9 protein-coding genes are annotated in these 13,557 nt (G+C 40.4%); 4 read left to right on the top strand and 5 right to left on the bottom strand.

Annotation, left to right across the window (positions count from 1 at the left end):
* Positions 1 to 37: 37 nt before the first annotated feature.
* Both IYN84_RS05250 and dapA read left to right on the top strand, forming a co-directional pair.
* Complete coding sequence (locus tag IYN84_RS05250; RefSeq protein ID WP_196138105.1) at positions 38 to 2,194, top strand: carboxy terminal-processing peptidase; 2,157 nt, start codon at positions 38 to 40, stop codon at positions 2,192 to 2,194.
* Between the two features lie 142 nt (positions 2,195 to 2,336).
* Positions 2,337 to 3,251: a 4-hydroxy-tetrahydrodipicolinate synthase gene (gene dapA, locus IYN84_RS05245; RefSeq protein WP_196138104.1), complete on the top strand. Its 915-nt coding sequence runs from the start codon at positions 2,337 to 2,339 to the stop codon at positions 3,249 to 3,251.
* Positions 3,252 to 3,289: 38 nt separating this feature from the next.
* Here the strand turns inward: dapA and IYN84_RS05240 are convergent, their stop codons facing one another.
* Together IYN84_RS05240 and IYN84_RS05235 are read right to left on the bottom strand one after the other, a co-directional pair.
* Positions 3,290 to 4,573, bottom strand: a complete 1,284-nt coding sequence (locus IYN84_RS05240) for an ABC transporter substrate-binding protein (RefSeq protein ID WP_196138103.1) — start codon at positions 4,571 to 4,573, stop codon at positions 3,290 to 3,292.
* Entirely contained in the window at positions 4,563 to 6,485 is a 1,923-nt protein-coding gene (locus IYN84_RS05235; protein ID WP_196138102.1) for a TonB-dependent siderophore receptor, read from the bottom strand. Before IYN84_RS05235 ends, IYN84_RS05240 begins: the two co-directional genes overlap by 11 nt.
* Before the next feature lie 392 nt (positions 6,486 to 6,877).
* Between IYN84_RS05235 and IYN84_RS21640 the strand changes: the two genes are divergently transcribed.
* Positions 6,878 to 8,017: a helix-turn-helix domain-containing protein gene (locus tag IYN84_RS21640; RefSeq protein ID WP_196138101.1), complete on the top strand. Its 1,140-nt coding sequence runs from the start codon at positions 6,878 to 6,880 to the stop codon at positions 8,015 to 8,017.
* A gap of 129 nt (positions 8,018 to 8,146) precedes the next feature.
* Positions 8,147 to 9,589, top strand: coding sequence for an amidohydrolase family protein (locus IYN84_RS05225; protein ID WP_196138100.1), 1,443 nt, complete (start codon positions 8,147 to 8,149; stop codon positions 9,587 to 9,589).
* Between the two features lie 102 nt (positions 9,590 to 9,691).
* Here IYN84_RS05225 and IYN84_RS05220 read toward each other — a convergent pair whose 3' ends face one another.
* The 3 genes from IYN84_RS05220 to IYN84_RS05210 form a co-directional block, all read right to left on the bottom strand.
* Entirely contained in the window at positions 9,692 to 11,473 is a 1,782-nt protein-coding gene (locus IYN84_RS05220) for an amidohydrolase (protein ID WP_196138099.1), read from the bottom strand.
* Positions 11,474 to 11,607: 134 nt separating this feature from the next.
* A complete protein-coding gene (locus IYN84_RS05215; protein ID WP_196138098.1) occupies positions 11,608 to 12,888 on the bottom strand; it encodes a sensor histidine kinase KdpD in 1,281 nt (426 codons plus the stop codon).
* Positions 12,872 to 13,552: a response regulator transcription factor gene (locus IYN84_RS05210; protein WP_196138097.1), complete on the bottom strand. Its 681-nt coding sequence runs from the start codon at positions 13,550 to 13,552 to the stop codon at positions 12,872 to 12,874. The genes IYN84_RS05215 and IYN84_RS05210 overlap by 17 nt, the downstream gene beginning before the upstream one ends.
* Between the last annotated feature and the right edge of the window lie 5 nt (positions 13,553 to 13,557).

Genomic DNA, 13,557 nt, shown 5'->3' with positions numbered 1-13,557 from the left:
CAACTATACTTAAAGTATCAGTTATACGGAGTTACGAATGAAGCTGCAAAATTGTCGCAATATCAGGACCAAGAAGTTAATGATTAAACTAAAGTCTCTTTGTAAAACGGGTTTGCTCTCTGTAGCGCTAGCTACTTCATTTACTGCAATTGCAAGTAAAGATATCGATAGGCGAATAGCGGCGTTAGACGATATCAAGATGGCTAATGTCTCGCCAAAGTCGGTGCATCACCAGGCAAGTCGTTATATTTCCTGGTTCATTCATGACTATCACTATAAAAAGCCTAAACTCGGGGATAAAGAGTCCGCTCAGATATTAGACGCCTATATTGAAATGCTGGATCCTAATAAAAGCTATTTTCTTGCAAGCGACATAGATAGTTTTCAAAAGTATCGGGACAAAATGGATGATTCTATATCTTACGGTATGTTGAGTCCTTCATTTGAAATATACAGTGTTTTTCAGAAACGTTGGTCTGAAAGGAATAATTTTGCGATAAGTATGTTAGAAAACAAAATGGACTTTACGGTCAAAGAGAGTTTTGAAATTGATCGAGAAGATGCCAACTGGGCAACCAGTGAACAGGAGATTAATGATTATTGGCGAAAAAGAGTTAAAAATGACGCGCTTAATCTTGTGTTAGCTGACAAGACTTTTGAAGAAGCGAAAGAGATTTTGACCAAGCGTTATAAAGTAGCGATGCGCAGGGTTGCTCAAATAAATAGCGAAGATGTTTTTAGCTATTTTATGAATGCTTATGCGAACACTGTCGATCCTCACACGTCATACTTTTCTCCTCGTACAGCCGAGAATTTTAATATCGATATGAAGCTATCTCTCGAGGGTATTGGGGCTGTGCTACAAACTGATGATGTTTACACAAAAATCAACAGGATTGTAGAAGCCGGACCAGCAGATAAGTCTGGAGAGCTAAGTGTCGATGATAAGATCATTGCTGTCGGTCAAAATAATGAACCCCTGGTTGACGTTGTTGGTTGGCGCCTGGATGATGTAGTAGACCTGATTCGCGGAGATGCCGGTAGCGTCGTTCGACTCGAGATCGAACCAGCCAATAGCACAGTCACCGGCAAAACTAAGGTTGTCTCGATTGTCAGAGAAAAGGTTAAACTTGAAGAGCAAGCGGCTAAGTCTGAGGTTATCGAAATTAACGACAAAGATAGTGTGCACAGAGTCGGCGTGATTGACTTGCCCAAATTCTACGTCGACTTTAAAGCTCGTTACGAAGGAAAGAAAGATTACCGAAGTACCACTCGTGATGTAAAAAAGCTCATCGAAGAAATGAAAGAGAAAAATAAGATAGATGCTTTGATTATCGACTTACGCTCGAATGGTGGTGGTGCACTTTCTGAAGCCACCTCGCTTACTGGCTTGTTCATTGATAAAGGACCTGTGGTTCTGGATCGTAATAGGAGAGGACAAGTTGAAGTTCTGAAAGATACAGATCCTGGTACTGTATGGGATGGACCGCTTGCAGTATTAGTTAATGGGTCGAGTGCATCCGCTTCTGAAATCTTTGCCGGGGCTATTCAGGACTACGGTAGAGGATTGATTGTAGGAGAACAGACTTTTGGTAAAGGGACTGTACAAACCGTTCTTGATCTCAATCAGCAGGTACGTTCGGAAGAGTCTGGTTTCGGTGCGTTAAAACTGACTGTTAATAAATTCTACCGAATTACCGGAGAAAGTACCCAACTAAAAGGCGTTGTTCCAGATATAGCTTTTCCAGACCCTTATTCGAGAGAAGATTTTGGAGAGCAAAGTTATGATTCTGCTCTCGAGTGGGATGTTATCAAACCTGCCAAATATGAGAAAGCGGGAGATGTAGAGAACTATGTGGAAGTTCTCACAAGGAAGCATAAAGAAAGGATCGTTAAAGACAGAGAGTTCAGCTATCTGATTTCAGACATTAATATCTTAAATGAGCGTCGTGCTAAAAAGACAATCAGCTTGAATATTGATGAAAGAAAGAGCCAACGAAAACAGGACAAACAGAAGCGTCTGGAAAGAGAAAATGAGAGACGAGCAGCCTTGGGCAAGAAGCCAATCCTGGAAATTGATGAAAACACGGAGTTGACTGAACCGGAAGACAGTAAACTGAATGAGACGGCAAATATTCTTGTTGATTTAATTAGTTTAGAAAAATCTGCGAGAGTTGCAGAAATAAAGCACTAGGTCAAAGAGTTTATAGCAGTGCCCCCACGGCGATTCGTGGGGGCATTTTTATACTTGAGATACGGCCATAACATCAAATTATTAGGAAAATTTTTCTTCGACGCTAAAATTACGCCATTCTTATAAAACTCAGCATAGAAAAATGACGACACAGCGTATTTTAGACTCCAGCGTTATCACTGCAATAAAAACTCCGTTCAAGCCTAACGGTGAGATTGATCTAGACACCTATGACAAACTTGTTGATGCGCAAATAGCAGCGGGTTGTGATGGTTTAGTGGTTGGTGGAACAACCGGGGAAGGCCATCTCCTTAACTGGGAAGAGCATTTAATGTTGATTGCTCACAGTGTGAGTAAATACGGCGATAAGCTGGTCATAATTGGAAATACCGGCAGTAATAACACAAGAGAAGCCATTAAGGCGACTGAATACGGTTTTGCTTCAGGCATGCATGCGTCACTTCAAATCAATCCTTATTATGGTAAAACGACTCCCGCTGGTGTCGAAACTCATATCGGCAAAACTTTGCAAATCGGTCCCGCCATCGTCTACAACGTAGAGTCGAGAACCGGTCAGGATATTTCAAAAGATGTAATGCAAAAACTAGCAGAACACGAAAACTTTATTGGGGTTAAAGAGTGTAGTGGTAACGAACGAATTAGCTTTTATGAAAGCCGAGGTATTGCCTGCTGGTCTGGAAATGATGACGAAGCATTTTTAGGTCGACACGAATATGGCAGTCACGGCGTTATTTCTGTGACATCAAACCTGGTACCCAAACTGATGGTTCAGTTGATGAATGAAAAAGATGAAGAACTGAACAAAAGACTACTTCCTTTGTTCGCATGGTTATTTTGTGAACCGAACCCTATCAGTATTAACACTGCGCTTTCGATGACTGGAGCAATTGAGCCGGTTTTTCGCCTTCCATATTTACCTTTATCAATGGAAAAAAGAGAAGAGGGTATTGCTATTCTGGAAAAGCTTTCTTCTAGAGAAATTATCGGCAGTGAGCTTAACCTGTTGGATGATGCAGATTTTAAAATCGTAGTCTAAGGTAATGCTTTATTTGAGCAGTGTATCTACCAGAAATTTTAAGGAAAGGCAGCTTCACGAATTGTATCAAATGTGAGTTGCCCATTTATTTCGATTATTTCCCAAGCGATGTAGTTACCTGAAGTAACATCTCCAAACTCATCAAAATTAATGCTTCCGGCAGCACCTTCAAGATCAAGATCTTGTGTCAAATTTTCGAGTGCAATTTTATATCCTTGTGAGCCTACGTTTATAACTACCGGATTTATGCTATCTGCTTTCGATAAACTTCTAAGGTTATTTTTGATAGCTGCCGAAGAGTTTTCACCAGCTACGGCCATGGACAGAGCGAGCAGGTAAACAGCATCATATGTTGACTCGGTAAATACCGGAGGCGGCTTGTTAAAGTACCTTTCAAAATTTTGAGCAAAGGCTATATAGTTCGGTGAAGTAGCAGGAGCAGTGGGGGCACTTCCTTTCATTCCCAATAGCAAGCTCTTTGGTGCATTTTCTAAAAGCTCTTCTCGTTTATTTCCATCAACACCATAAAGTATAGGCATTGGAGATTGACTGCTATTGGCCAAAGATACCATAATATTTGCCCCGTCAGTCACGAAACTGATAATCACAATCGCATCAGGTTTTCCGCTGGCAAACAAATCGCTTACCTGGCTATCAAAGTTGTTTTCTTTATTTGCCGGATAGGGGACTTCGGCGAGAACCGTTCCTCCCTGCTGAGTAAAAGAGTCTATTAAACTTTGCTTTAAACCTATTCCATAGGCATCTCCTCGATAGATCACGGAGATCGAATTAACCTGATCCAGAATAAGCTGCTCTGCAAGGAATTTTCCTTGAAAGGCATCTGAAGCTACGGTACGCCAGACCAAATCTGAATCATCAAGCTCGGTTAAAGCTGGAGATGTTGCTGAAGGAGAAATTATAGGAACCCCGTTAGCGATAGCTGTTGGCGCAATTGTAATTGTAGTGCCGCTTCCTGCTGGTCCGATAATGCCTATTACTCCAGATTCAATCAACTCCTGTGTAGCTTGTAGAGCGGCCTGCTCAGAATCTTCGCGACCCAATCGACTATCTCTCACTATAAAGCCGATTGATTGCCCATTTATTCCTCCGAGCGCATCTATTTCATTCGCAGCCATTCTGGCAGTGTTTTCAAAGTCTTGTCCAAAACCAGCCAAAGGTCCAGTAAGTGGTGCAAGGATACCTATTTTTACCTGAGAGTTTTTTACTTCCGGATGACGATCATCAACTTCGGTATTGCACGCCAATAGCCAGCAAAATATGAAGCTTGAAAATATGATGTTTAATTTGCTGTTAAAGTTCATAACCAAATTTAAGATACCAGTTTCTTGACATTCCAGGGACATCGATACCACCAAAGCCCGGCTCATCATAACTTTCGTTCAAAACGTTGTTTAAGTTTAAATTGATTGAAAAATTATTCCACTTTTTGAGAAATGAAAAGTTAAGCAAAGTATAAGATTCCAGCGAGTAGGGGACAAAAAAGTTTTCCCTGATATTCTGGTTAGACGCTCGTCTTTCGGAAGCGTATTGCACAGAAAAACCAGCCGAGGTAGCCGGGCCAATCTGGTAGCGGTATTTGAGGTGAGCAGTTAACTTGGGATAAAGGTTAGTTGGTAGCACTTCGACGGGCTGGAATAGAAGATTTGTTTTATTCTTCATATTCTGGAAGGCGCTATTGATAGCCAATGAGTGTGGTGCCCTGATCCATCGGTATTCGACTTCTAACCCGCTGCCTTCTTGCCTGCCTGAATTCTGTGGTTGAATATTTGGTCCATTCGGCAACAATTCTACTTTGTCAGTGATTTCATTCGCCCAGATATCGAGAATTAATACCTGTTGCTGTGATACCCTCCAGGTTAATTCTGTTTCAACAGTTTTACCTTCTTCTGCTTTTAGCTCACTATTGCCAATGACTTCTCCTGGATATAAAGGTTGCGCATATAGTTGCATTGCTGCGGGAGCTTTGTATGATGTGCCATAAAGTAGCTTGGCGGAAAAGGAAGGGCTAAATTTTTGGACCAGGCCCAGTCGATAATTATGATGATTACCGTAGATATTATGATTGTCATTTCTGTAGTTGAGTGTAACGCGTCTTTTCTCACCAAAAGGTCGAGTATATTGGAGATAAATTCCAATATTCTCCAGAGTGCTACTTGTAGAGTCGGGTGTTAATCTGGTGACCTCGCCGGAAGATGAGTCCACCGAGAAAATCTCAATTAAAGACTCCCTATCTGACGTAATGTCCAACCCTAGAATGTAACTAGATTCTGCAGAGGTCTGATAGTGATACTCCGTCATAAGCTCCAGAGTCTGAGAATTAAATTCTCGTTTGGGATAGCTATTTTCAAGGTTAAGGCTCAGTCTTTCATCACTTCCTGGTTTTCCATTAGTATAAGCGGCCTTCATCTTTAGTTCGCTTTGTTCATTAAATTGCCAGTCAAGTTTGTAGGAAAGATTCCAGTTAATTAGTGATATTTTGTTTTCGTGGCTCAAAGTTCCAAAGTCCAGAAATTCTGACTTGCTTTTGAGGTGAGAATAGATTCCGGTTATAGAGTGTTGGTATTCCCCAGAACCAAAGCTTAAATTTGAGTATAGTGATAGAGGTGAAAACTCTGAATTTTGCGAGACTTTGTCCTCATAAAATCCATAATTAGGTGAAGAGAGAGGAAGTTGCAAACCATCATATTCTGAATAAGTTTTATGGAGGCCCACTTTATATCTCCAGTCACCCAGATCACTAGCGGTAGAAGTTTCAATACTAGTGTAATCATAATCGCCCACAGCAACCGAGACTTCAGTTGGAAGCTGCTTTGTGGACTTAGTAATGACATTAACCACACCAAGAAAAGCATTCTCTCCGTATAGTGCGGAAGCTGGCCCTCTGACCACTTCTATTCGCTCTACAAGGTTCATGGGAATCAATTCAGGCCCAAAGAAATTGGTGGAGTCTGCTCGAAAAGGGATTGCAACTCCGTCAATCATCACTTTCATGATTCTTGAGTAAGCTCTTTGACCGCCATTGATGCCTCTAATGCCGTAATTGAACCCTGTGTAATCGAAGATTCCGTAAAGCCCCGGAACTTGTGCCAGAGATTCACCAACGGAGCGATACCCCCAGTTTTTGATATCAAGCTGGGTAATGATTGAAACAATCGCGGGAGTCTCCTGAAGAGTAGAAGCTTTCTTGGTGGCAGTCTGTACTGTTAATCGCATTAGCTCTTCCAGGCTAATGTTTAGAATATCCACATCATTCTGGTTTTGCTGTGAACTAGCCTCAACCTCGGAAGAGAACGCATGAAAAGAGCTTATACTAATGAAAAAATTGACGAACAAAAGGCAAAAACTTTTTGAGTAGCCTGAACGAAACTTCTTTAAAAGCGCTCTGTAATATTGCGGCATAAGGTAACTTTCTGATTAATATGGTTTTATTATTATTTATCTACACCTTTTGATATTAGAACATATCAAGATTTATTCAACAAAAATCGTAGTAGTGTAAAAGCTGTTGTATCTCTGCGTGAGAATGTCTTTCTTGGCGTGTTAGTTTGTACACAATCGTAATGGCTAATGGTGTACAATTATTGTAAACGCAATATACAAAAGTAGTGCGAGTAATTTTCTTTGTTGGTTTGGTAATATTGCTACAAAGCAACGCGCAACAAGAGCTTCTTATTCAGGTTCCTAAACAGTTTCCTATGCAGTTTCAAATTATTAATGTTGTACAAGCAGTTTTTGTATTCCAGGCGGGATTTGGAATATTGCTGTTGCTAAATCATCGAAGGTTTCGAGGCCTTATGCTCCTACTTGTCATGTGGTTAATATCTATGGCATTTAATCTTCTCGAAGAAGTTGGTAATAGTCGAGAGGTATATTTGATAACGCCGATATTTACTCTTGCTTGTGGTCCGCTTATATTCTTTTTTGTGGAGGGGTTGGTATTTAAAAGTGACTTGTCCAAAAGACGCGTATTGCTTCATTTAATTCCCATGGTGATCGCCTTGCCATTTACTGAATGGCCACAGGCCGTGATCGCTTTAGGAACCTTTAGCCAGCTTATTTATTTGTATTTTTCAGTAATGCTTTTAACGCGATATAAAAAAGCATCATACGCCATGTCATCAGCGGCAGATACTATGCAGATAACCTGGGTATATTACGTATTAGTAATCCTGGTAACTTCAAATCTACTTGATTTGGTCAGGCTTAATTTGCAGCCCTATATTTCCTTAGTGACTAATCAAGCCGGCCAGCTTGTAAATAATTTTGTCGGATTATTAATAATTAGTTCGTTAATATTTAAAGCATTACGTCAGCCCGTACTGTTTGACGGGCTTGCAAAGTATGAAAAAGAGGTGATTGATAAAGCTTCGCCGGTTTGTCCTTCAGGCGAAGACGATTATCATTCTATATTTGAAGAACTTGAAAGATTAATTCTCAGCAAAAAGCTATATACGCAGCCAAGACTATCATTAGATGACCTGGCGAAGGAAACTGGCCTCAATATCAGAGATATATCGGCTTCATTCAATCAGACAGATAAAGGCGGTTTCTGTAATTACATTAATAGACTTCGTGTGCAAGCGTTAAAAGATAGTCTTAAAAAGCAGGGCAGAAATGCTCGAATACTGGATATCGCATTAGAAACAGGCTTTAATTCTAAATCAAGTTTAAATTCGATTTTTAAACGGGAGGTTAAAATGACACCTTCTCAGTATTTGAACTCCATACTCAGCGAACAAAAATAGAAGCCTTCATTTATTGATTGATTAATAAACAGAAATTCATCCAAAAAGGTCCATAATCAAGAAACTGGACGCATTTGTGAGCGTTTCATTGAAAAATACTCTGAAATTGAACCCGTATGGAGCAAACTCATGAGTATTAACAGAAAAGCTCGTTTCACATTAAGGCTAATATTGGTCTTCATTTCTTTGGTATTTCTTACCGCAGTTTTTCCAATTTTATCTGCCAGATTTGAGTCAGCGAGATCGATGCTCGCGGTGAATCATGAAGTCGCGTTGGCAATAGACAATGTCAATATAATAAGCATGAGTGACTCCCAAGTACTTCGAGCTAAACAGCTATTGCTTAAAAACGGAAAGGTTTGGGATATTAGACCCGCAGGATCCCGCATAGCCGCAGAATTTAAATTGGTTGATGGACAGGGCGCATTTATCTTACCTGGTTTGATTGACATGCATGTGCATATCCTTGATCGGTCTTATGCCAAAAGTACTCTTGCATATGGCGTGACTACCGTTAGAAATATGGGGGGCTTTCCCATGCACCTTCGCTGGAAAGATGAGCTCAGAGAAGGGGAGTGGTTAGGAAGTGATATTGTGACTGCATCGCCAATTATTAATGGCATTGAGTATTCGGATCCTTATTCTCAGAAAATAGTTACGAATACAGAAGAGGCCAGAAAGCTTGTCAGGCGCTATAAAAAAGAGGGATACGATTTTATTAAAGTATACGAATCACTGAGTTCTGAAGTCTACGCTGCGATATTGGAGGAAGCAAAAATTCTATCGTTCCCTGTGGCAGGGCACCCTTCTTACGATTTATTAAAAACAAAACCGCAGCTTATCGGTGAATTATCGAGTTTTGAACATGTCGAAGAGATTTATGACGGATATCTGCAATGGAAATTTGACGAGCTAAAGCTCAAACAGGCGGCGAGAAAGCTTGCAGAAATGAAGGTAGCCTTAACACCTACGTTAGCGGTATACGACCACTTAACTAAAATGAGTGTTGATAAGAACGCTTATATTACCTCGTTACAACTAGAGTATATTAATCCTTTATTTCAAAGCTATGCGCGAAGAAATTCCGTCGAGAGGTGGTTGTCTGCTGATAGTAACATGGCGGAGTACAACCTTAGAGTAAATCAGTTTCTCACACGTATTGTGAAGGTACTGCAGGAAAATAATGTCAAAATGATTCTTGGTTCAGATACCGGAGCTATTTTTACAATTCCTGGTCAGGCTACGCATTGGGAGCTTCAGTTATTGCAAGCATCTGGTTTATCGGCATTTGAAGCTTTAAAGTCTGCAACCATTAATGCCGCTCAAGTTCTTGGTAGAGATCAAACTATCGGAAGTGTCGAGAAAGGTAAAAATGCTGACTTGATCATCGTGAAATCTGATCCGTTAGACAATCTGGCTGCGTTAGAGTCTCCATTCGCCGTTATTAAAAACGGACAATGGCTCGGTAGTAAGGAACTACAGCTACTTAAACAAGAGGGTGCAAGACATTCCAGTAAACTCAACACTTTTGGTCGCTTATTGGAGTTTTATCTATTAGAGTCGCTTTTCTAGCAGGCTATGAAAGTGCAAGCTTCGATAGCCAACGAGTCCATAAGGCTGGATAAAATCACCATTGATTTATGGCGAGCCAAAAAGTAGCTACAGGTCTAATGATTAAAAATCACTAGACCTGTAGATCTCTCTGCCGTCGAGTAAAGTTTGCAGAACTTTGGTTTTGCCAATACTATCTGGATTGATTTCGAACAGGTTTTGGTCTATGACAATCAAGTCCGCTTTTTTTCCTACTTCAATACTACCGACACTATTTTCCTGTCGTAAAACATAGGCGGAGCTGAGCGTATATGCCTCTATGGCTTCAGAAAGTGTCAGGTTTTGAGGGAAGCGCGTGACAGCATTTTGCATGCCAATGAAAGGGTTAAAAGGACTAACGCTCCAGTCACTACTAAGAGTTATTCGAGCGCCCGCATCTTTCAAATCTCGGAGTGGAACTATATTGTCTGACTTTGTATCTCCGATAAGTTCAGAATATTCATTCCAATTTTCGGGATGGGTAAAGTTTCCCGCGACCTGAGCATCGACAGTAACATTAAGTTCAGCAAATCTCGAGTAGTCATTTGGATCAACAATTTCAACATGAGTTAAGCGGTGTCGGCCTTTTCCCTGGCTTGCTCGTTGGATTGCATTCAGTGATTCAAATATTCCGCGCTCGCCAATAGCGTGAATGTGAAAATCAAAACCAGATGGTTCAAGTGCTCGAATATATTTTTCAATTCTCTGTTCAGAGAAATAATTCAGCCCCAGGTTACCGGGAATGTCCAAAAAATCTACCAGGTAGGGGGTATGCAGTGCTGCCGTTGTGTTAGATGGTATACCATCACTATACAGCTTGATTTGATTAATTTTTAAAAGCTTATCTTTATCATTTGATAATAAGGATTTAAACATATTGATTTGAACTTCATCATCATGTTCTGGGTAGGCCCACAAGCCTAATACTACCCTGGCTGTTAAATATCCATCCTGCTCGACTTTTTTCCATGTTTCGTGATGCTTTCTTTTCCAATATGCTCTGGCGTCCGCAATAGAGGTAATACCCACTTGAGCTAACGCTGGTAGTGTATAGTGGACTAATCCCTTATAGTCGTTTTGTAGCGTTTCTTCAGTCGGAGCCATAGCTATATCCATTGCCAGGTTGCCGGCATTATCGATTAAAATGCCGTTTGGCTCTCCGTTTGAATCATTCTTCATAATGACCCCGCCAACGGGATCGGCAGTTGCTTTACTGAAGCCGATGACTTCCAACGCTTTTGAGTTTACCCACATAGAGTGAGAGGTTTGCTCCATTATGATTACGGGACGATTTGGTACTGCCTGGTCGAGAATATCTAGTGGAGATCTTTGGGAATCAAGCAGGGTATAAAGGTCATGTCCGTAACCAATTAACCAATTCTGTCCGGGGTAATCGCGTGCCGCCTTTCTGATAGTCGGAATAAAATTTTCAGCATTGGATTCCAGAGGACTAAGTTCAAAATGGGTATTGTTGGAACCTGATTCAAGAGGATGAATATGAACATCATGCAGCCCTGGCAAAATCATTTTGCCTTTTAGATCGACTACTTTTTTTGCTTTTTCCTCAAATTTAATAGCGTCATTGCTACTACCTACAAAACGAATGATGCCGTCCTTAATGACCAGAGCCTCTGCCCAAGGCTGATTTTTATTAACCGTATAGATACTACCGTTTTTGTATAGGATTATTTCTTCCGATTGCGAAAGGTTGTCAGATTGTAGGTTATCAGCTACTGATTCCTTGTCTTTACTGTTACAAGCCGAAAGTCCCGCTAACAGAATGACCAAAAAAATAGTTGTAAGGGATTTTGCTTTTATCGCCTGCTTTCTTTCTTGTTTATTTCTAAACTTGATCTTCTCTTTCATATAAACCTTCTAGTACTTATGCATGGTATTATTATGAATAGAGACTAACATCCTCAAAGTAACAGAATGGTCACAAGTAAAAAACTGAATATGCTGTTCTTATCAAAAAATGAATCCTTACCTGGGTTAACGGGCTAGCACCGGACTTTTAAAGATGCGCGAAAAAGCTTATCGTCGCTGGTCAAATCAAAAGACCAGTGTTGCTGAGTACAGATTTCGTTGACAAGAAACAGACCAACTCCGTAACCATGGTCGAAGTTGAAGTCAATCGATTCGTTATTCCGGGTTTGGCTTGAGTTGGGGGATGGATTGATGATTTCAAGCATTTCAGATGATGCTCTAATCTCGATAGTACCATCCGCGGTGTATTGAAAGGCATTACGAATCAGATTGTTTGTAACCATAAATAATAGTTTTTGTTCTGCTGTGAAAGTGAGCTCAGGCTGTATTTCGAGCGATATGTCTACTGATTTCCCTCTTAACAGGTATTTGTTCTTGCTGATACATTCTTCTATTAATCGTGAGATAAGAATACTTTCTTTATTCATTATTACTTTTTTACGTTTCCATAACCATAATAAACACTCGTTTGTAGAAAGCATATTGTTGCTGGCATTTTGAATTTTTTCGAGCCAACCTTGCTGTTTTTCGTTGATGAAATCTCCGTTCATTTTTATGAGTTCAAGAGCAGCATTGATTACAGTAATTGGTGTACGTAATTCGTGACTTAATGATTGTAGAAAGTTAACCTCTTTTTTGGTTAGTTTTTTTATAGTTACAATTGCAGATTCTAGACGCTCGGCCACAATCGTCAACTCAGAAAACTTTAAATTGGGTAGGGCGACCATATAGTTTTGCTCTGTGCTCGACTGAATTGAGTTTGCCCACCGGGTTAGGGAACGAATTGGCGCGATTATACCGACTACAAGCATTCGAACTAACAAAACAAAGATAAGTAAAATTAATATGGCAAGCATCAGCAATAGCTCTGGAATATCAATTTCAACCTCATAGCTATCGAGCGACTCATTGTAAATATTAACGATATAGAAAAACTCATCGCCAATTGGTGACTGTGTAGGCAATAGATAAACAACCAAACCATCAACTTCCTGCACCAGAAGCTCACCTTCTTTATGCTTTTTTCGTGGAAATAATTTGCCAAGGTTTTGTGGAATATCACTAAAATCCAGATAGTAGTCTGTATCAGCTAGTATTGGTTGAGGAAGTTTTCCATGCTTTTCCAGGTATTTTGCAAGCCTTTCTGCATCAAGGCTCATATAGTAGTGGGTGGTATCAAAGGTTCCCCAGTTATAAACCCTGCTGATAGTAAATGAGTAAACAGCTATTAGTGAAACGATCAACAGACCAGTATTAATTCCAATGTAGCGAATGACACTAGTTTTTGGATTCATCACTGCTCCTCAGAGTAATACCTGCTCCTCGTATAGTATGAATTAAAGGGCGGTCACTATTATTGTCAATTATTTTGCGTAGCCGGTATATTAAGGTTTTCAATGCATTGGTAGAGGGTTCTCCGTCGGGCCAAATCAGAGTTTCCAATTGACTACGTGGTACTACTCGGGGGCTATTGCGCATTAAGAACTCTAGTACTTTCCATTCATTAGGACTTAGTGTTAAGAGTTTTTCATTTCTGAAGGCCTGATGTGTAGCTGTATTAATAAAAAGATCGTCTACTGTCAGCTGATTGGACGGATTGATGTAACGCCGACTGAGTGCTTTTACTCTAACAAGAAGCTCCTTGAGCTCAAATGGCTTCACAAGGTAATCGTCACTACCACTTTCAAACCCTTTGATTTTGTCATCAATAGTATCACGCGCAGTGAGCATCAGGATTGGTGTTGAAATCCCGTTGTTACGACATTCGGAACAGAGCGACAATCCATCAAGGCGAGGCAAGTTTAAGTCCAGAATTATGACATCGTAACTATTTCGCCTGATAAGCTCTAATCCCATAACACCATTAAATGCGGTGTCACATTCGATTGACTCTGACTCGAGAAATTCTGCGATCAACTCGGATAGATCAATATCATCTTCAACAACCAGTACTATCATAATAA

The organism is Aliikangiella sp. G2MR2-5, assembly GCF_015687155.1.
Taxonomy (GTDB): Bacteria; Pseudomonadota; Gammaproteobacteria; order Enterobacterales; family Kangiellaceae; genus Aliikangiella.
This window is presented reverse-complemented; position numbering and strand designations above follow the sequence as displayed.

Bases quoted from the DNA above. Each gene is read 5' to 3' on its own strand.
- dapA (WP_196138104.1), top strand. From the start codon at position 2,337: ATGACGACACAGCGTATTTTAGACTCCAGCGTTATCACTGCAATAAAA.
- IYN84_RS05250 (WP_196138105.1), top strand. From the start codon at position 38: ATGAAGCTGCAAAATTGTCGCAATATCAGGACCAAGAAGTTAATGATT.
- IYN84_RS05215 (WP_196138098.1), bottom strand. From the start codon at position 12,888: ATGAATCCAAAAACTAGTGTCATTCGCTACATTGGAATTAATACTGGT.
- IYN84_RS05225 (WP_196138100.1), top strand. From the start codon at position 8,147: ATGAGTATTAACAGAAAAGCTCGTTTCACATTAAGGCTAATATTGGTC.
- IYN84_RS05240 (WP_196138103.1), bottom strand. From the start codon at position 4,573: ATGAACTTTAACAGCAAATTAAACATCATATTTTCAAGCTTCATATTT.
- IYN84_RS05235 (WP_196138102.1), bottom strand. From the start codon at position 6,485: ATGCGATTAACAGTACAGACTGCCACCAAGAAAGCTTCTACTCTTCAG.
- IYN84_RS05210 (WP_196138097.1), bottom strand. From the start codon at position 13,552: ATGATAGTACTGGTTGTTGAAGATGATATTGATCTATCCGAGTTGATC.
- IYN84_RS05220 (WP_196138099.1), bottom strand. From the start codon at position 11,473: ATGAAAGAGAAGATCAAGTTTAGAAATAAACAAGAAAGAAAGCAGGCG.